This window comes from Pseudovibrio sp. W74, from assembly GCF_001623085.1.
Classification (GTDB): domain Bacteria; phylum Pseudomonadota; class Alphaproteobacteria; order Rhizobiales; family Stappiaceae; genus Pseudovibrio.
On record NZ_LMCJ01000013.1, the window covers coordinates 78,529 to 95,947 of the forward strand.

Here is a 17,419-nt window from a genome sequence, read left to right on the forward strand (position 1 = left end):
AGTCCCATGCTTCTTCGACTGATCAAAGTTCTGGTCTCCTTGGCGTTCAGCGGTTTTGCTGCTCTGGTCTGCTTCAATAATTATCAGGATGCACCGGCCAATCTGGCGTATATTGAAAGCGTCATTTCCATGGTGGACACATTCCCAACCAGCCCCAAATTCCGGGCTGTGTTCCCTCTGGAAACCGCACCCACCTTCCTCACCATTATCCTGGCCATAGAAGGCTTCATTGCTCTCCTGCTGGTTCTGGGAAGCTTACGCATGCTGGCCAGCATTCATCGGCCAGCGGCCTCATTCAATCGCTCCAAATCCACCGTCTCTTTCGGCCTTTGCATCGCCATTCTGCTTTGGTTCGGCATCTTTGTAACAGGAGCAGGAGAGTGGTTCCTCGCATGGCAATCTCCACTCGGGAGAGGGGCTATAGACACCTCCTACAACATCAGCATCATCGCGTTTTTGGTGCTGATCTTCGTGAACCAGAAAGAGGAAGACCACGGCTGAGACGAAAGGAAAACCCTGAGATCCACCCAATTAGATGTAACCTAAGACTATCCATCTGAGGCATTTGAAGGACTGCTTTTGCCTAGGAATTGTTCCACGTTTGAAACATCGACCACTTGTGGTGACGGGGAACAGAGATGGATATCAGGTTTGGGAGGAATGTGTTTTCAGGTCAACCAGCCGCTTCAAACAGGAAGTCGCATAAATCCATACCTGCGCGCTTTCTTGATGATGACTACTTGATTGGCCTTGGACTGGCCCTGCAGAAGAAAAGGCGGGGCGAGTATCTGACAGGAAGTGGCAATACCGTCCAACGCTATATCGCCAACCAACCGCAACGGGTGACGCTCCAATACACCAACAAATCCTTCTATTTCTCCTCCATTTGTGATGGCGCCATCGTGGTGTTTGATTATCTGCGGCATAATGAAAGCATGGCACACTTCAACGAGTACGCCCATGTCGGCAAGCGCTTCGCCACGATCAAGAAACCGCAGATTTGCGAAGTCCACCGCGTCGCTGAAGAAACCAATGCCGCCAACGCCATAGACCTGCTCCTCGCCGACTACCCCGGCAACCTCACTATGCTGCACCCGCTCAAGACCAACAAATGGTTCAACAAAGACCGCATAGATTGGTACGCCCGCCAAGGCGGCCACCACTACCGCATCGAAACCTCAAACCTTGGCTCAAGCCTCTATCAATGGAAAGACAACCAAATCCTCCTGCGCTTAACCCCCGAGCAAATCCAACTGCATTCGCAGATCGGTTTATCCCAGAACGATCAAGATTAACTGTTATTGCAAAGAGGAAAGGGGACGTTTTGACGTGGTTGACTTTTAAGCTTGCATCAAAATGCTCGATTTGGAGGTGGCGGAATTGGTGGTTCGGAGGAGATAGCAATTATGTTGAGCAGAAAGGACGCTGAGATACCTAAAAAAAGCGACCATTTAGGCCGCTTTCTACGTCTCAGGTTTCCAGTGCCAGTCCTTAGGACTTCTTCACGAATTCCGTCAGAATAACAATACGTTGGTCGTTGACGCGGCCTTCGATGTGTTCTGCATTATCCTGCACCAGAGTAATGTTCCGCACCGCTGTGCCGCGCTTGGCAGTGAAGCCAGCGCCTTTGACCTTGAGGTCTTTAACCAGCGTCACGGTGTCGCCAGCGGAAAGCACAGCGCCATGCGTATCCTTGTGCACGATGGAGTCTTCATCCTCTGCCGCTGGCATACCGGACTGAGCCCACTCAAGCGTTTCCTCATCCAGATACAGCGTATCCAGTAGGTCTCGTGCCCACGCTTCACCGGAAAGGCGGCCAAGCAGGCGCCATGCGCTCACCTGAACCGCTGGCTCAGTGTTCCATGCGCTCTCATTCAGGCAGCGCAAATGGTTCACATCCAGCTCAGCTTCACTCTCCAACTGCGCAGAGCAGGTGCCGCAAACCAGAATGGATTTTTCTGCACTGCCATCGCTATCCGGACCAACTGCGACTGCAGCAAGATCCTCTGTTGCACCGCAAAGCTCGCATTTATCGTCTGCGCGGCTGCGCAGGTCATTCTCAAGAGACATGGCTAAAGGCCTTTAGATCGTTGTTTCACGAAAAAGGCGACCAGAGGCCGCCTTAAAATTCTTTGCCGTAAAGTTGGCTTGCCGCAAAGCTCACCTGTCCTGAGGTTTTGCTTGCCTGCTCGACGGTGCTTTGCACCTTACCCTCGCGTGCCTTCGAAACTCGCAATGATTCACTGGATCATTGCGTCGAGCCTACTGGCCCGACCGTTTCTTTTGCTCGTCGGCTCGCCGCAGAAAAGCTGCTTACTCTCGCGCGGCCTTCGCACCTTCAAACGATTCACTGGATCGTTTGATCTTGCCAAAGCAAGACCAGTGCTCAGTCATCCATCTTCAGCGCTTGAATGAACGCTTCCTGAGGGATCTCAACCTTACCGAACTGGCGCATCTTCTTCTTACCCGCCTTCTGCTTGTCCAGCAGCTTGCGTTTACGGGAAGCATCACCGCCATAACATTTCGCGGTTACATCCTTACGCAGGGCAGAAAGGGTCTCGCGCGCAATCACGCGGCCACCAAGCGCTGCCTGAATAGGGATTTTGAACATGTGCCGAGGGATCAGCTCCTTCAGAACCTCACACATCGCACGACCGCGTTTATCTGCCTGTGACCGGTGCACCAGCACAGAGAGCGCATCAACCGGTTCGTCGTTCACCAGAATAGACATCCTGGCCAAATCACCAGCACGGTATTCGCTGATTGTGTAATCAAACGAAGCATAGCCTTTGGAGATGGACTTCAGGCGGTCGTAGAAATCGAAAACCACTTCGTTGAGCGGCAAGTCATAAGTGACCATTGCACGAGACCCAACGTAGGAAAGGTCAACCTGCACACCACGGCGATCCTGACACAGCTTCAAGATGGCACCGAGGTACTCATCCGGCGTCATGATGTTCGCGCGGATCCAGGGCTCACGGATCTCTTTGATCTTCACAACATCCGGCATATCAGCAGGGTTGTGCATCTCAAACTGAGAACCGTCTGTCATCTCCATCTCATAAACAACAGATGGCGCTGTTGCGATCAGATCAAGGTTGAACTCACGGGACAGGCGTTCCTGAATAATCTCAAGGTGCAGCAGACCAAGGAAACCACAGCGGAAACCAAAGCCAAGCGCAGCCGATGTTTCCATCTCATAAGAGAAGGATGCATCATTGAGGCGCAGCTTGCCCATAGCAGAGCGCAGGTCTTCAAAGTCGTTGGCATCCACCGGGAAGAGACCACAGAACACAACAGGCTGAGCAGGCTTAAAGCCCGGCAGCGCTTTGGTGCAGCCCTTTTTATCCGTAGTGATGGTGTCACCCACACGGGTATCAGCAACTTCCTTGATGGAAGCTGTCAGAACACCAATTTCACCCGGTCCAAGGCGGTCCGTTGCAACGAAAGCTGGGGTCATCACACCAACGCGGTCAACTGGATAAACAGCGCCAGTGCCCATCATCTTGATGGAGTCGCCTTTTTTCAGTTCACCGTCGATGATGCGAACCAGAACCATTACACCAAGATACGTATCGTACCAGCTGTCCACCAACATAGCCTTGAGCGGGCCATCCGGATTGCCTTTTGGTGCAGGAAGCTGTTTGACGATTGCTTCCAAAACATCAGGAATACCAAGTCCGGTTTTCGCTGAAATCATCACGGAGTCAGACGTATCAAGCCCGATCACATCTTCGATCTGCTCTTTGATGCGATCCGGCTCGGCAGCAGGCAGGTCAACCTTGTTGAGAACGGTCACGATATCGTGGTCGTTGTCGATCGCCTGATAGACGTTCGCAAGCGTCTGCGCTTCCACACCTTGGGAGGCATCAACCACCAACAGGGAGCCTTCCACCGCAGCAAGGGAGCGAGAAACTTCATAGGCAAAGTCCACGTGACCTGGGGTATCAATCAGGTTCAGCGTGTACTCTTCACCGTTATCTGCCTTATAGATCAGGCGAACGGTTTGAGCCTTAATGGTAATGCCGCGCTCCTTCTCGATATCCATGGAATCGAGAACCTGCTCCGTCATCTCACGATCAGTGAGAGTGCCGGTAGACTGGATGAGGCGATCAGCCAGGGTGGACTTACCGTGGTCGATGTGCGCGACAATCGAGAAATTACGAATATTGGACAAAGTTTTGGTCGTCATGGGCGCTCAATTACCACTGCTTTGCTCTATGGCAAAGCACATAATAAGCGCCCACGCGCTTTTTTGCCGTTTTCCAGCCAATAAAGTGAATAGCAATTGGCTTTCTCTCAGATTCTCGCTGCTATCTGGCTAAAAGTGATACTCAAAGCCAAGACCAAACAAATGAGCTGACATATCGGTCGACGCGTTGCCGGAACCGGAGATATTGTCCGTTGTGCTCAGTGAGAAATCCGCGGTCTGGAAGAACCCGTATTCGAGTGTTGCTCCAAGTTTGGGGTTAATCGCTATGGTTACCCCCCCGCGAGCCAGCAGGGCCCCCACCGTCGACTGACTGCCTTTGATTGTGAACTGATCTCCGTTAATTGTGCCATTGATCGTCCCGATGACAGGAAATGCAGCCCCAATGCTGATCCCGGCAAACGGAATGACCTTTTTGGTGAGGGGAGAAAGGGGAGCAGAAAGAATAACGCCGCCCATCACATAGGCGGCGGCCACAGTTCCACTTCCGCCGTCCACCCCGGAAAGGTTAGAAACGCTATTGCTGATGTAACCAGTATCCAGCTGAAGTTTGACAAAGTCCCCTGCCGTTACACCACCAAAAGCGGCGGCATTCCAGCCGATATTGTATTCGAAAAATTTTGTTCGCCCAGTCCCAGGTGTATAAAAATCACCATCAGGTGCGTAAGAAACAAAGGCCTTAGCACCTGCATAAGGTTTGAGTGGAAACATGCCCATCGCCGCCTTTTCAGCCGCTGCTGCCGCTGCTTCTTGCGCAGCCGCCGCCAAATCCGCAGCATAGGAACGGGCAGAGAGTGCTCCTGTCGCCAATAACGCAGAAACTAACATGATCACAGTAGAGGAAAGCTTTCCCATTGCGCACTATCTCCTGAAGTCCTGAAAGGGAGATTCGCGCAAATAGACAAGTCTTACCAAATAATTAATGATGTAATTCACAGAACATGTAAAATATAGGTATCAATTACAATGATATAACTTGTCTGGTCTCTATGAAGTCTGATGATATTACCAGTAGTCGCTATGCATAAAACAAGGCGGCAACCTGCCGCCTCTGTCAATAGTGAAAATTAGCGAAGTTCTTACATATGTTACCCGCTAAAAATCATAGCGAAGACCAACGCCGATGAGGTGAGAACTTAGATCTGACTCCAGTGTGTTTTCTACAGAAACGCCGCTTTGGGTTGTCTTTTGCTTGATGTCAAAATCGGCCGTTTGGAAATAAGTATAATCTGCAAAAAGGTGAGTGTTTTCATACGCCTCATAAGAAAGGCCGCCAGTGAGTTTCCATGCAAAAACATATTGATCTTCGATCTCGATTTGCCGTGTCTGACCCAAGAGCGCATTTGAGAGGATTGTTTTATCCATATCTGGCTTTGCAATGCCAATACCACCTCCCGCGAAGGCCGTCAGCTGATCTGTAAGAGCAAAATCAGCAAGTATGTTTGCCATAGTATATCTGGCAAAGATTTTTCCTCTTGAGCTGTAATCGATTGGAATGGTGTCACTGCTCATATCTTTGACCGAGTTGACAAGATATCCTAGTTCACCTTCAAGACGAAGATACTCATTCAACCTATATCCAAGGCTAGTGCTTGCCGACCATTCGCTTTTATAGTCAAAATCATAGCTATCAGTTGGCACACCTCCGATTGGGTCAAAGGTGCTACGAAGTGAAAATGCCTTTGCGCCTTTGAGCGAGATATACATGCCACTGTCTTGAGCCTGCGCAGCGGATGCTCCGGCAATTATTAATCCAACGCCCGCCATAAGGGTGGAAATACACAGAACCTGTTTCACTTCAAATACTCCAGATATGAAAGTGTAAGCAGGGTGATATTCAAGGAGTGAGATAATTGCTGCTGAGTAACGTGTTTGCTCTCTGTTAAGTAACAACTACCCAAAGGTGCAGTAATTAATTGATAACCTTAAAATCAACCATTGAAATTTGATGTAATCATCAAAAACTATGGTTAAAATTACGTAAAATAATTTGATGTTTAGTAAATTTCACCTATCTGATGTCTGCTCGGTTTTAACTCCAGATCCCAGACTATCCTGCAATAAACTCAAGTGTTTGCGCGCGGTGTGTTCTTGAGGCCTGTCGTAAAATATGACAATTCTGCTGAAAGTTAAGGCGTATCTATCAAAACTACGCAAAAAGTAGATTTCCGGGGCAACACGCATACCTTCACTCTAGCGTTATTTGCACCGGGCATTTTAAAGGGGCTTCCATGAAACTGCGTCATGCAACCAACTCTGATCTTCCTGTCATCCTGGAAATTCACAATGATGCAGTCAAAACTCTGGCTGCAATCTGGACGGATGCGTTGGAGACTTTGGAAGACCGTAAGACCTGGTTCGAAAACAGGATTGCTGGCGGGTTTCCGATCATCGTGGCTGAAGACGACAACGGTAATGTGCTGGGATACGGCAGTTATGGCCCGTTCCGTGAGAAGCCAGGCTATAACAAAACCATGGAGCATTCAGTTTATGTAACGCCGCAATCTCGTGGAAAAGGGGCTGGATCCGTATTGCTTGAAAAACTGATCGAACTTGCAAAACAAGATCAGAAACACGTCTTAATCGGTGCCATCGACAGCGACAATAAAGGCTCAATCCGATTGCACGAACGCTACGGCTTCAAAGTCAGCGGAGAGCTCCCCCAAGTCGGCTTCAAATTCGGCCGCTGGCTGGACCTGACCCTGATGACGCTCATCCTGAACAACGACAAAGCCCCAGCTGCGTACATGCATGATTGAGGAAAAAGGGAGCGATAGCGCTCCCCGATATATATGTCCAATCATAGAAGAATGAATGGCGAATATCTTTAGGGCCACGTGAAGTAGAAGGCCAGATTTTTGGCAACTTGCACATAGTACGCGTTGTGGCCTGTTCTCTTATCAATTGAACGACCTTCGTCATTTACATAGGTGAGATCTGCGAACAGACTATCAGCACTCGCATACTCTCCAACGTGAGTAATCGAAGACATTCCTACGACATACTCTCCATCAGGATTTAGATAGACGATGTAATCAGATTTTGTCTCAAACCCATAATCCGCCATATCTTCCATCTGGAGCGTGCCGTCTTGCATCGCTTTTTTTATCTCGATTGCAATAGGATCGCCGGTCTTTGCACTGGCATTGATTGCGCTCATAACCTCTCGGAAAACAACTTCACTATTCGGATCTGTCCAATCTTTGGATATATCAAAGAATTTCTGAATAGCTTTAGCCTTACGGTCTTGCTGCGATAGATATGACTGTATGACGTTGTCCATTGCGTCAAGATTAAGCCCAACAAGGACTTCAAAGATTTTGCTTATGGCTTTCTTCGCTGGGTCGTTGCTGTTTTCAGCCTCAGTTTTTGCATTTTGACTTTTCTGTCGAAGCTCGTTGTCTGGCGTAAACCGAACAATGTCTTGAAGCAGACCAATCGCAATTTCGTCCTGCGTCATAACTGGAGCAGGGTCGTAATTTCCGGCAAAATTAGTAAATGAAAAGGATAAGCGAACGCCACTAACATCCATAATGAATACCTCTACAGAATATCAATAAATTGCTATTGAAATCAGCATGCGCACTGAAACAACAGACATCATATCTGTAGGTAGCAAAATCTAGCTCTTACATGAGCTGAGAAATAAGTAAACGTGTTTGTATGTGGAGTCAAATACTTGAATTTATTTGATTTTACTACAATTTTAATGTTGTAAGCGTGTTGGATGTATTTTAGCAGGTTGGGCGCTGTTTACGTATTCATATAGAGCTTACTATGAATGATCATAATTCATCTATGTCATGATGCATTGATTATGAATACTCTGTCAGTTGGCTAGCTCGAAGAATACCGGTTTCTGCCGACTCCGCTTGTCTAAAAAGCGCAAATCTGTACTGAGCAACCACTCATCTCCTAAGATGGTGGAGTAAAAGAACTCAGTAGTTTGCTTGCAAACGTGCCGGGGAATTCTCTACGGCCATGATGTGTATCACCGCTGCTATGAGAGCACCACAAGCGGATATGAGCCTAGTATGACAACGCCACCCCAGGCCTGTTGTATGGAATCGTGGGTCTTGTTGTACCTCAGCCTCATCCGAAAAGCATGGACTAAACACCAGCACATGAAAGCAGTCACCGCCGAACAAACCGGAGATTGTTAGCTCGGTAACATCAGCAAGATACTGCACTACTCCGTTCTCAAAACCGTCGCACAGCTGTTAGGCAGGTCAGCAACAGCAAGCAGAGGCTTTGGCTTGCGTGGTTTTGGTTTTTCACCCGGTTTCGGCTTTTTAGGAACCCAGGGAGCATCAGAAAGCCAATAAGTCAGCTCTTTGCCGCAGCCATCACCAGCAGGTGGCACGGCCTGATTTTTACACTGTGTGCTGCCGTTTGGGCAGGCCATCCGCACGTGGAAGTGATAGTGGTGTCCCCACCAGGGCCGTACTTTGCGCAACCAGTCGCGATCAGCGCTCTCAAACTCACACAGTGCTTTCTTGATTGTCGGATTTACGAAGATGCGAGCCACACCATCGTCCTGGGCAGCGCGGCGGATCAGCTTTGCATGGGCATCCGTCCAGCGCTTCGGATTGACGCGGCGGTCCGCCCCCGGTTTGCTCAGGTTGCCATTCAGCATGGAAACTGCACTCTCTGACTCGCGCTGCTTGGCGCTGAAGCGTGTGTCTGGCATTTGTCTCAGCCAGATATCAGCATCCAATCCAATCTGATGAGAAGCATGACCCGTCAACATCGGGCCACCGCGCGGCTGCGAAAGATCGCCAACCAGCAAGCCATTCCAACCCAAATCTGGCGCATCAGCAGCCAGACGCTTCAGGAAATCGATGAGAACAGGGTGTCCCCAATTGCGGTTACGAGACAGGCGCATGACCTGCCAATTCTCACCGTCTTTAGGAATAGAGACAGCCCCTGCAACACAACCTCTTGCATAACTGCCAAAGGAGAGAGGTTTCGTTTTGGCAGGTGTTTTCTTGTGCCCGAAGTGATACTTGGCAGCTCCCGGAAATTCTGGCTGCTTTTTCAGGGCTTCGCGATAATCCTCAGCAGAGAGCGGAGGCTTCGTGTTAGGAAGAGGCACAGCATGAGCACCAGCAGAAAGCAGGCTCACAACAATTCCACCAGCCATTAAGGCAATCGTGCGCTGATGACCTCTCAACCCAAACATGATCCCTCCAATGGATCCACGGCTATAGCGTGAATCACTTTCACTATTCATCCTAGTGGTTGTAGCAGGGGCGGAAGGATTGTGAAGCCTAAAAGCCGGGGCCATCCTGCCTTTCTTCCATGATATCTGCCAGTTTGTCGAGTGCATCTTCGTGACCGGAAAGGAGGTCATCTGCAATGCGGTTGAGCTGAAGCACTTCGCCCGGACGCACGCTATAAATGTCGCTGCCAAAGTGTGGAAGATCAGCGTTGAGGCGAATGTACTCAATCCCCGGCATGTCTTTAAACAACACGTCTGCATACTGTCCCGTGGAGGCCGTTTGCCCATGCATGTAGCTGGAGAGCAGGGGCGTACCTTCTTCTGGAGAAAGCCATCCACTGGTGCCCCAGTTCACTGCCTGATTAAAGCTATGCTTCTCTTCAACCGGATTACCTGAGCCAAGCGAGAGAATAATGATGTCTTTGGGTGCCCATCCATGACGGCGTGCCTCTGCATAGGCTGCAAGTACTGGGTCATTCAGGAAGCCGGCAGCGTCAATCATGATTTCTTCATCGCCGGTCGTTAGGTTCTCAACGCGGGCTGGTTCAAACCACGATGGGGAGGAGGTCGTTGCCCGCACAGCCTGCCAGAAATAATAATCATCCCGCCCGGTTGTGTTGTTGCTCATGGAAACAACACGGCGGTTTTTCAGGTCATACGCAGTCAGCAAAATAGCCGTCATACTGCAGGAAAGCGCACTCCAGCCAATATGTTGCTTGATAGCTTGTTCAATGGGTCGTTCCTGAATGCCTTTATTGAACTGCCCGAAAGTATGGTAAAGGCGCCGAGGCAGCCAGTGCCTGCGGTTGTTCATGTAAAGCTCGCGGGCTTCGATCTCAAAAAACTCTTGCAGTTCGCTGAGCGTCATCGCTGGCTGGCCGGATTTGTCACGGTCTGGGTTCGGTGCCGTCAGCCCGGCAGCAATCAGGCCGCCGCTGGATGTTCCGCAGATCAAATCAAAGTATCGGCAAAGGGGAGCGGATTTTCCGCGCTCATATAATTTGGTCTCAAGGCCGCGCAGCAGACGAATGGGAATAAGGCCGCGCGCTCCGCCACCGTCAATGGAAAGGATAATGCGTTTTCTTTTTTTCATAGACAAACCCGATACAGTGATCTTGTGTTTTAATTTGCTCTTATACGTATCGAGTTTGTCCAAAAATGAGGTGAAGAGATGGCACCTGCGCCCGCACAAATCCAAGCACTTGCAATTGCAGTGAATTAAGGGTTAAGCCGCTTCACTCACAAGGGTGAGGGATGCTGCCACCTTCGCAATTCTGCCACCAAGTGCTTTGGCTGTATCTTTGTCGGCTTTCGGTGGAACAACCTCCGGTCCTTCGTCCGCATTGGCCTGTGCCATGACGCCGAGTGTGCTGCCCAAACGGTTGAGATCTTCCTCAGAACCTGTGCTGCTGTTGTTGCCGGGCATCAGATCCAATCCAACCCAGATCATGCCATGCTGAGCAGCAAACACGCTCAGCTGTGTCAGCGTGCCAAGTTTATCGCCACTGCGAGAAGCCGATACTGTAAACGCTCCAGCAACTTTATTGACCCAGCCACGTTCCATCCAAACTTTGGAACTGGCATCCATAAAGGCTTTAAACGGCGCACTCGCACTGCCCATGTATGTTGGCGAGCCAAAGATAATGGCATCAGCCGCCGCCAGCTTGTCCCAGTTTACATCATCTAATGTGCCGACTGACATCAGCTCAGCATCTGCACCAGCATCCAATGCACCTTGCAGCACGGCGTCTGCTAGGACTTGAGTGTGACCATACCCACTATGATAAACGACGATGACCTTGCTCTGCACGCTCATTGCAAATTCCTTTTTCCTGCACTGTGAGTTCGACAGCACCTGTCTATTCAGCTATGTGTCATTCGTCTAATGCATGTAAGGTATAGTCATTATGCGTCAGGTGAATTTACGCAATGTAGATCTGAACCTCCTCGTCGTTTTGGAGAAGCTGCTGGAAACACGCCACGTGTCTATTGCTGCCACGCAATTGCACATGAGCCAACCCGCAGCGAGCCGTGCTTTGCAACGCTTGCGTGATGCCCTGCAAGATCCATTACTGGTGCGCATTGCCGGAGAGTATGAACTGACGGAAAGAGCTATTGAGATCCAAAGGCTACTCCCCTCTGCTCTGGCAACCATAAAGGACGTCATCGCTAAACCGCAGTTTGACCCGGCCACCGCGGAAGAAACCATCCGCTTTTCAGGCCCGGAGCTGGAGGTAAACCTCTACGGGCCGCCACTGCTACAGCGTATGAAGCAGGATGCTCCAGGCTTAAAGCTTGAGCTGAAAAGTGACATCCGCAACCAGTTCGAACCGTTGGAAAGTGGAGAGGCGCACTTTGTCCTGTCTGGCCAAACTCCAGCATCAGCGACAAGCCAGCTCCATCGTTTCTCGCTGGGCCGCTTCAGTTACGTCTGCCTGATGAGCAAAGACCATCCGCTTGCAGGCAAGCCCATATCGCTTGAGGATTACCTCAGTCAGGACCATATCTCGGTTATGATCACGGGTTCTGGACACAGTATCATTGACGAGAAACTGTCAGTGTTGGGCCAAAAAAGAAACGTCGCGGTAAAAATCGGCAGCTTCTTCGCAGCCATGCACTTCTGCGGCCAGTCCGACATGCTCTTTCTGGTGCCTTCCATCTTCGACACCCAAATCTACACCGGCCACAACACTGTTTCCTCCCCAGTGCCGGACTTCCTCAAAGACCATCACCAGGAATTCTTCCTCTACTGGCACGAGCGCTACCACCACGACCCAATGATCAAATGGACCCGCGACCTGATGAAAGAAACTACGAAGCAATACCGGTAGCTAAAGTGACGATGTATGCCACGCACTTAAAAACTGCTTGAGAACCTGACAGCAAGGTCGCCTCCAAGCTTGTCCTGATAACGGGCCGAAAAGACCTTCCCCAAGACCTCAACGCGGCTTTGCTCAGTCATATTATAGGCTGCGCTTGCTTCGGCAACAAAACGAGCTCTGTTCTTTGAACGATCTGCACCAACAGAAAAATGTGCCAGACCGGGGATATTGGTAGAAGCTGATACCTCAACGTCATCTGCAAAGAAGTCTACTTCCCCCTGCAAACCAAAACCGAGTTCCAGTTGCTCAAAAACTGAAAACCGGGACCGGAGGCCAAAAACACCAGTGGCTGCACTTGTCGAGCTACCGTGAATATGGGCGATGGTGTCCAGCTCTGTCTGCTCGTCATATCCAGCTTGATAGGTGTTCTCCCAATATGCACCGATATAGGGGGAGATCATGAAATTCTCTGAGAATTGATGGTCAGCAATAAGTCGTGCGCCCACAGTCCTGCTGCTGAAATGAGTGGAGCCCCTTCCTACCTGTACATCAGTGAAATCTTGCCCACGTGTGACATCTGCATCGCTATAAAGCCATGCCCCATCAAGGCGGGCACGAACAGGCGTATCCTTAGAACCGAGAGGAAACGAACCAATCAAATACTCGGCGAATGCACCGACGCCAATACCGTAATTCAAGCCCAACGTTGAACCAGTATTCCCTTCTCCATAGGTCCCAACACTTGCACCGAGTTTGAAAGCATCGCTGATGTTGACCGCACCAGTTAAACTACCACCAAAAGCATTGGTCCCCTGAAACAAACTAGTTGCGCCAGCCCGAACACCCAAACAGGCATTGCGGCCCTGCGAAATGTGGCACTCTTCCTCCCTAAGCTTCCTCGCTAAATGACTATTCAGATCCACGGCATTCGCAAATTCATTTGCGACCTCAATGGCAGAAGCTTGCACGTTAGCAAGATCTTGAATAGCTGTGCGATAAATGAAGGCGCTGTACGTGGTTCCATCATATGAGTAGCCAGTAATCGTTGAACCGTCAGCGCTAATGTCAATCGCATGAGTAGCGACAGCTCCTGTCAGTTGGCCGAGATCTTTCATTTCTCCATTTTGCCATCGAAATGCGCGTGTTCTGGCAGCTCCGATTGAGTTGCCGACAACAACACCGCTGCTATCACTTACCCCCAAAGCATAGGAGTAGGAATCTCCGCGAAGAGTCCCCAAACTTTCAACTTTGCCATTGACCCATCTCGTGGCATTGGGAGTGCTACGGTCTCCAGAATGCCCTACGATGATCCGCCCATCAGCACTTACATCTTTTGCATCAGCCTCAACATCCCCTGTGAGAGGATTGAGTTCTTCCATCAGGCCATTTTGCCATCGAAACGCTCCGGAGATCTGGTTTCCTTTATTTAAAGTGCCGACGACTACGGTTCCATCGGCATTTACATTTTCTGCTGCTGCTTCACTAGCGCCCCCAGTCGTACCTAGGTCTTGCATGATGCCATTTTGCCAAAGAAATGCGCGTGTGAGGCCGCTGGAATTATCTGCGTTGCCCACCACAATCTCTCCAGATGCATTGGTCGCGGTTGCAAATGCCTCGTTTCCTCCAGGAAGGTGTCCAAGGTCCTGTAAGTGACCTCCCTCCCAACGGAATGCACGTACCACACTCGAATTTGAATATTTTATAGAGTTGCCAATAACAACTTGCCCATTAGCGCTGACCCCTGTCGCAAATGAGCTCGAATATCCTGGAAGATTGCCAAGAAGGACAGTGGGGGACTGAGTTGTATTCCAGACAGCTGCGCTAGAGGCCCCTGTCAGGCCCTGTACGCCAACGACTATTGTCCCATCTGCATTGATAGCGTTAGCAAGAGAGAGAGTTACAGAAGGGTCTTGTGGGTGAGGTAGAGAAGTGACCACCTCCAAAGGTGGCCATTGAAGCTGGCTTTGTGCAAGGCTCGTTGTGATGGTAAAAGGTGACCAAAGTAAAGTAAGCGCCAAACCTGCTAGACGAAATTCTGACGAGAAAGGTGAAAAATGCATGAGCAATAAGAGTCCGAAAAAGCGAGGCTCAATCTTGGCCGCTAATCATCCAAAAGTACCGAGATAGAGAGCACTGCAAATATTTATTTCATTCACTGATGAGCATAAATTGAAGTCCTGGCAAAAATGAAGTGTCCGACAATTACGGAAAAACTCACAGTTAAGGACTGCCATGAAACACCAGAGAAAATAGTTCGGAGGTCTTTGGGCTCATTTGACACGATGAAGCAAAAGTACGTCTCACTCAGGTGTTGTCAGTGAAGAGGTTTTTTCTTTTATTTATCAACAATTTAAATGCGTACGCACAGAAATTATTGTGCTTTGGCCCAATGAATATAAGTATTGAGCGGAGTCCCCTTGCTCCGATGCAGCTCATTCAGCATTTCACTGGGGCTCATGTCAAACTCGCTTCGAAACACCTTGGAAAATGTCGATAAGTGCTTAAAGCCACACGCCTCAGCGAGCTCTCCAATTTCTTTCCGATTTTGCAGGCGTAGGAGCTGGCGTGCCCGTGCTAACCGCATGGTGCGTAGGTATTTTGCAAAGCCTCCCATCGGATCAAGCAGACGGTAAAGGGTACTTCGCGAAATACCCATCAAGTGGGCAAGATCATCACTGCTCAGGTCAGGGTTAGATAAGTTGTGTCGGAGCAGGCCTTTTGCTTGAAGCCTGCGGAGATGCTGAACAGAACGGGAAAGTGTAGAGCTGGAGTTTTCATTGTCTTGATGGGACACGATCTGTCCGACCAATTCTGCGATGCAATCAACAATGCTGGTGTATTGGTCATCCGTAAGCGTGTTGATCTCTGTGCTGAGACTGAGCATCAATTGCCGAATAATTGGCAAGGGAGCAGCATTACCGCGAAAGATCTGGATAGGGTGGCTACGCTGGGTTGAAATGTAACCACTCAATTTCTCGCGTGGCAGCATCAACTTACAAAGTTGATAGTCTGCGTGATGTGCAGACATGGGCTGTGTAGCATCATAAAAAATCAGATCACCGCTCTGCAGTCCAAAGCTCTCTTCGGAGCATTCAAGTTCGCTTCCTCCGGTATGGCAGTAGAACTGAATGCAATACACATCGATGTTGTCTTGTGCAGTTCGCTTCTCAGTTCGCTCGACATAATAGTGACCACCGGAAATCAGACAAAGGCTGGCATCTGGAAGAAATCGGGCGCTCACAGATGCAGAAAAGTTCTCTACGGGCGGGCAATAGGCTTTGTTCACCACATCCCCGGTAACTGCATGATAGGTTTCTACCCAGTCCCCCCACCGAACGTCTTTTTGCCGATGCAAAGAAATATGATCTGATTTTTTTCGCAAATGAAGATGCTGCCAATATGTTGCAACTGATGGTGGTAGTGTTAACACTTGGAAATCGGGGGAGCAAGTGAGTAGGACGCTCTGCAGAATCGTTTCGGACCTATGCTTCAATCTCCTTTAACTGACCAGAAACTTTGAAGCTCAATGCAAATCTGAGAAAGCATCATTTCGTGAAAAAGAATATTCTGATTGTTGGTGGTACGTCTGGCGTAGGTCTTGAGCTGGCGAAGCATTATGTAAAAGAAGGCCATAATGTTGGGCTTACTGGGCGCCAAAATCCTGAGCTTGAAGGAGCGACCTTTCAAAAATTCTCGATGACAGATGACCCGGTTCAGTTAGCCCGTGACATCGATCAGGTGTTGGACGGCTTCAACAATGTTCATACGCTTATCTACGCCGCAGGTTTCCTTCAACGTGGGCATATTGACGAGCTTGCTGATGATCAACTCGGGACTATGGTCAATGTCGGCTTGCTGGCACCTATGATGTTGATACAGCGCCTGAAAAGAAGATCAGATCATCCTCTTAAGATCATGCTCATCACCTCCAGTTCGCAGTATACGCCTCGTGAGCTGGAACCTGCATATTGCGCGACCAAATCTGCTCTAGGAATGCTAGGCGCGTCACTCGTGCGTGACAAAGGCCTCGGCAAAGTTCTTGTCGCAGCACCGTCGGGAATTCAAACGCCATTCTGGGACGATACCGAGGAAGATACAGAGACGATGCTTGATCCGTTCTGGGTGTCAGAACAAATTGTCGAGCTCTCCGGTGGTAGCTTCAAATATAAGTTTGCAAAACTGCTGAGAGACCCGGCACGGGTCGAGGTCGTCGAAACTTTGGATAATAATCTGGTAACAATCTAGGCGGTTAGGCAGCTTGCTGACGGGAGGAGCCTTGATGGAACACAACATGATCCTCGTTAAGCCAGACCCGTCTAATCAACATAGGTTTGTCGAGGCCATCAGAGCTGACTTCTTGGAGAGCGGATACGAGATTGTTGCAGTTAGATATAAGCAGCTGAGCTCTGCGGAATTTGAAGGCAACTTTATCTGCAAAAATAGTCAGCATGTAGCGTATATGACCAGTGGCTCAATCGCAGCAATACTTTATCGTGGCCATTCTGCCGTTGGCTTCGGAAGGAACTATAAGTTCCATTTCAGAAAGAAGCACTCAACGGATAAGCTCAAAAACATCCTGCACTCGACAGAACCGGGCAATGAATTTGCCGTGCAGTTCGAATTGTTCTTTCCAAACCTGAATATCACCGAGCATCATCAGTTTGCTGATCAGGGCGTCTATTTTAGTAGTTTGAACGAGATACAGCTGGTTGAGCTATCGAGACTTGCCAGCTTCAATCTGATTGCGGCTAATAACGAAGAGGCGAGTTCGCGGCAGTTCAAGGAAACATGCAGCCTGAGAAACTGCAGGTATGTTGGATACCGCGAACGCATTCATACCAGCACAGAATTGTTGCGGTATCGAAGGAAAGCAGATTTAAGCGCTAAAGATATGCCTGAAGTGAGGGTCTTGCTTCTGCATGATCTGCAGGAATATTCGCAGCATATCAGACACATGAAAGAGACGCATAAGATACACGGAGTGGTGTGCTACAAGCCGAATCTCACACTTTTGGAAACGGAAATGCTACGCACAGCGATACTAGAAAACAATCTGTTCTGTGTTGGTGGCAGCTTCGGCGAGCAGCCGCCCGGTTCGATCAGAGCATCGCAGGAGTTAGCCGATATGTTTGATGCCTACTTTGAGCATAACTAGAAAATCGGTCT

At 49.6% G+C, this 17,419-nt stretch carries 16 protein-coding genes; 6 read left to right on the forward strand and 10 right to left on the reverse strand.

Annotated elements, in window-relative coordinates:
* Positions 1 to 6 precede the first annotated feature (6 nt).
* Both PsW74_RS09305 and PsW74_RS09310 read left to right on the forward strand, forming a co-directional pair.
* A complete protein-coding gene (locus tag PsW74_RS09305) occupies positions 7 to 501 on the forward strand; it encodes a DUF2165 domain-containing protein (protein WP_063286712.1) in 495 nt (164 codons plus the stop codon).
* A gap of 137 nt (positions 502 to 638) precedes the next feature.
* On the forward strand, positions 639 to 1,295 hold the full coding sequence (locus PsW74_RS09310) for a hypothetical protein (protein ID WP_063286713.1): 657 nt from the start codon (positions 639 to 641) through the stop codon (positions 1,293 to 1,295).
* A gap of 196 nt (positions 1,296 to 1,491) precedes the next feature.
* Here the strand turns inward: PsW74_RS09310 and PsW74_RS29670 are convergent, their stop codons facing one another.
* The 4 genes from PsW74_RS29670 to PsW74_RS09330 form a co-directional block, all read right to left on the reverse strand.
* Entirely contained in the window at positions 1,492 to 2,070 is a 579-nt protein-coding gene (locus PsW74_RS29670) for an alkylphosphonate utilization protein (RefSeq protein WP_063286714.1), read from the reverse strand.
* 316 nt (positions 2,071 to 2,386) lie between these two features.
* The gene (gene lepA, locus PsW74_RS09320; RefSeq protein ID WP_063286715.1) at positions 2,387 to 4,192 is read right to left on the reverse strand and encodes a translation elongation factor 4; all 1,806 of its coding nucleotides are present in this window, start codon (positions 4,190 to 4,192) and stop codon (positions 2,387 to 2,389) included.
* 129 nt (positions 4,193 to 4,321) lie between these two features.
* Positions 4,322 to 5,065 carry a hypothetical protein gene (locus PsW74_RS09325; protein ID WP_063286716.1) on the reverse strand — a complete coding sequence of 248 codons (744 nt, stop codon included), beginning with the start codon at positions 5,063 to 5,065 and terminating at the stop codon, positions 4,322 to 4,324.
* A 240-nt stretch (positions 5,066 to 5,305) separates the two neighbouring features.
* A complete protein-coding gene (locus PsW74_RS09330; RefSeq protein WP_153041654.1) occupies positions 5,306 to 6,103 on the reverse strand; it encodes an outer membrane beta-barrel protein in 798 nt (265 codons plus the stop codon).
* 338 nt (positions 6,104 to 6,441) lie between these two features.
* Between PsW74_RS09330 and PsW74_RS09335 the strand changes: the two genes are divergently transcribed.
* Positions 6,442 to 6,969, forward strand: a complete 528-nt coding sequence (locus PsW74_RS09335; protein ID WP_063286718.1) for a GNAT family N-acetyltransferase — start codon at positions 6,442 to 6,444, stop codon at positions 6,967 to 6,969.
* A gap of 68 nt (positions 6,970 to 7,037) precedes the next feature.
* On the opposite strand, the gene PsW74_RS09340 is transcribed toward PsW74_RS09335, so the two are convergent.
* The 4 genes from PsW74_RS09340 to PsW74_RS09355 all read right to left on the reverse strand — a co-directional run bounded on the left by PsW74_RS09340 (position 7,038) and on the right by PsW74_RS09355 (position 11,247).
* On the reverse strand, positions 7,038 to 7,742 hold the full coding sequence (locus tag PsW74_RS09340; RefSeq protein ID WP_063286719.1) for a hypothetical protein: 705 nt from the start codon (positions 7,740 to 7,742) through the stop codon (positions 7,038 to 7,040).
* 657 nt (positions 7,743 to 8,399) lie between these two features.
* Complete coding sequence (gene mepA, locus PsW74_RS09345) at positions 8,400 to 9,392, reverse strand: penicillin-insensitive murein endopeptidase (protein ID WP_063286720.1); 993 nt, start codon at positions 9,390 to 9,392, stop codon at positions 8,400 to 8,402.
* Between the two features lie 88 nt (positions 9,393 to 9,480).
* Positions 9,481 to 10,524, reverse strand: a complete 1,044-nt coding sequence (locus tag PsW74_RS09350; protein ID WP_063286721.1) for a patatin-like phospholipase family protein — start codon at positions 10,522 to 10,524, stop codon at positions 9,481 to 9,483.
* A gap of 132 nt (positions 10,525 to 10,656) precedes the next feature.
* Positions 10,657 to 11,247, reverse strand: coding sequence for a flavodoxin family protein (locus tag PsW74_RS09355; RefSeq protein ID WP_063286722.1), 591 nt, complete (start codon positions 11,245 to 11,247; stop codon positions 10,657 to 10,659).
* Positions 11,248 to 11,338: 91 nt separating this feature from the next.
* On the opposite strand from PsW74_RS09355, the gene PsW74_RS09360 reads away from it, so the two are divergent.
* Positions 11,339 to 12,262, forward strand: a complete 924-nt coding sequence (locus PsW74_RS09360) for a LysR family transcriptional regulator (RefSeq protein WP_063286723.1) — start codon at positions 11,339 to 11,341, stop codon at positions 12,260 to 12,262.
* Positions 12,263 to 12,288: 26 nt separating this feature from the next.
* On the opposite strand, the gene PsW74_RS09365 is transcribed toward PsW74_RS09360, so the two are convergent.
* Both PsW74_RS09365 and PsW74_RS09370 read right to left on the reverse strand, forming a co-directional pair.
* Positions 12,289 to 14,313 (reverse strand): hypothetical protein, encoded by a 2,025-nt coding sequence (locus tag PsW74_RS09365; RefSeq protein WP_082830527.1) that lies wholly within the window; start codon positions 14,311 to 14,313, stop codon positions 12,289 to 12,291.
* A gap of 311 nt (positions 14,314 to 14,624) precedes the next feature.
* Positions 14,625 to 15,635, reverse strand: a complete 1,011-nt coding sequence (locus PsW74_RS09370) for an AraC family transcriptional regulator (protein ID WP_193777955.1) — start codon at positions 15,633 to 15,635, stop codon at positions 14,625 to 14,627.
* A 170-nt stretch (positions 15,636 to 15,805) separates the two neighbouring features.
* On the opposite strand from PsW74_RS09370, the gene PsW74_RS09375 reads away from it, so the two are divergent.
* A complete protein-coding gene (locus tag PsW74_RS09375; RefSeq protein ID WP_063286726.1) occupies positions 15,806 to 16,498 on the forward strand; it encodes an SDR family oxidoreductase in 693 nt (230 codons plus the stop codon).
* Positions 16,499 to 16,532: 34 nt separating this feature from the next.
* The gene (locus tag PsW74_RS09380) at positions 16,533 to 17,408 is read left to right on the forward strand and encodes a nucleoside-diphosphate kinase (protein WP_063286727.1); all 876 of its coding nucleotides are present in this window, start codon (positions 16,533 to 16,535) and stop codon (positions 17,406 to 17,408) included.
* The last annotated feature ends 11 nt before the right edge of the window (positions 17,409 to 17,419 follow it).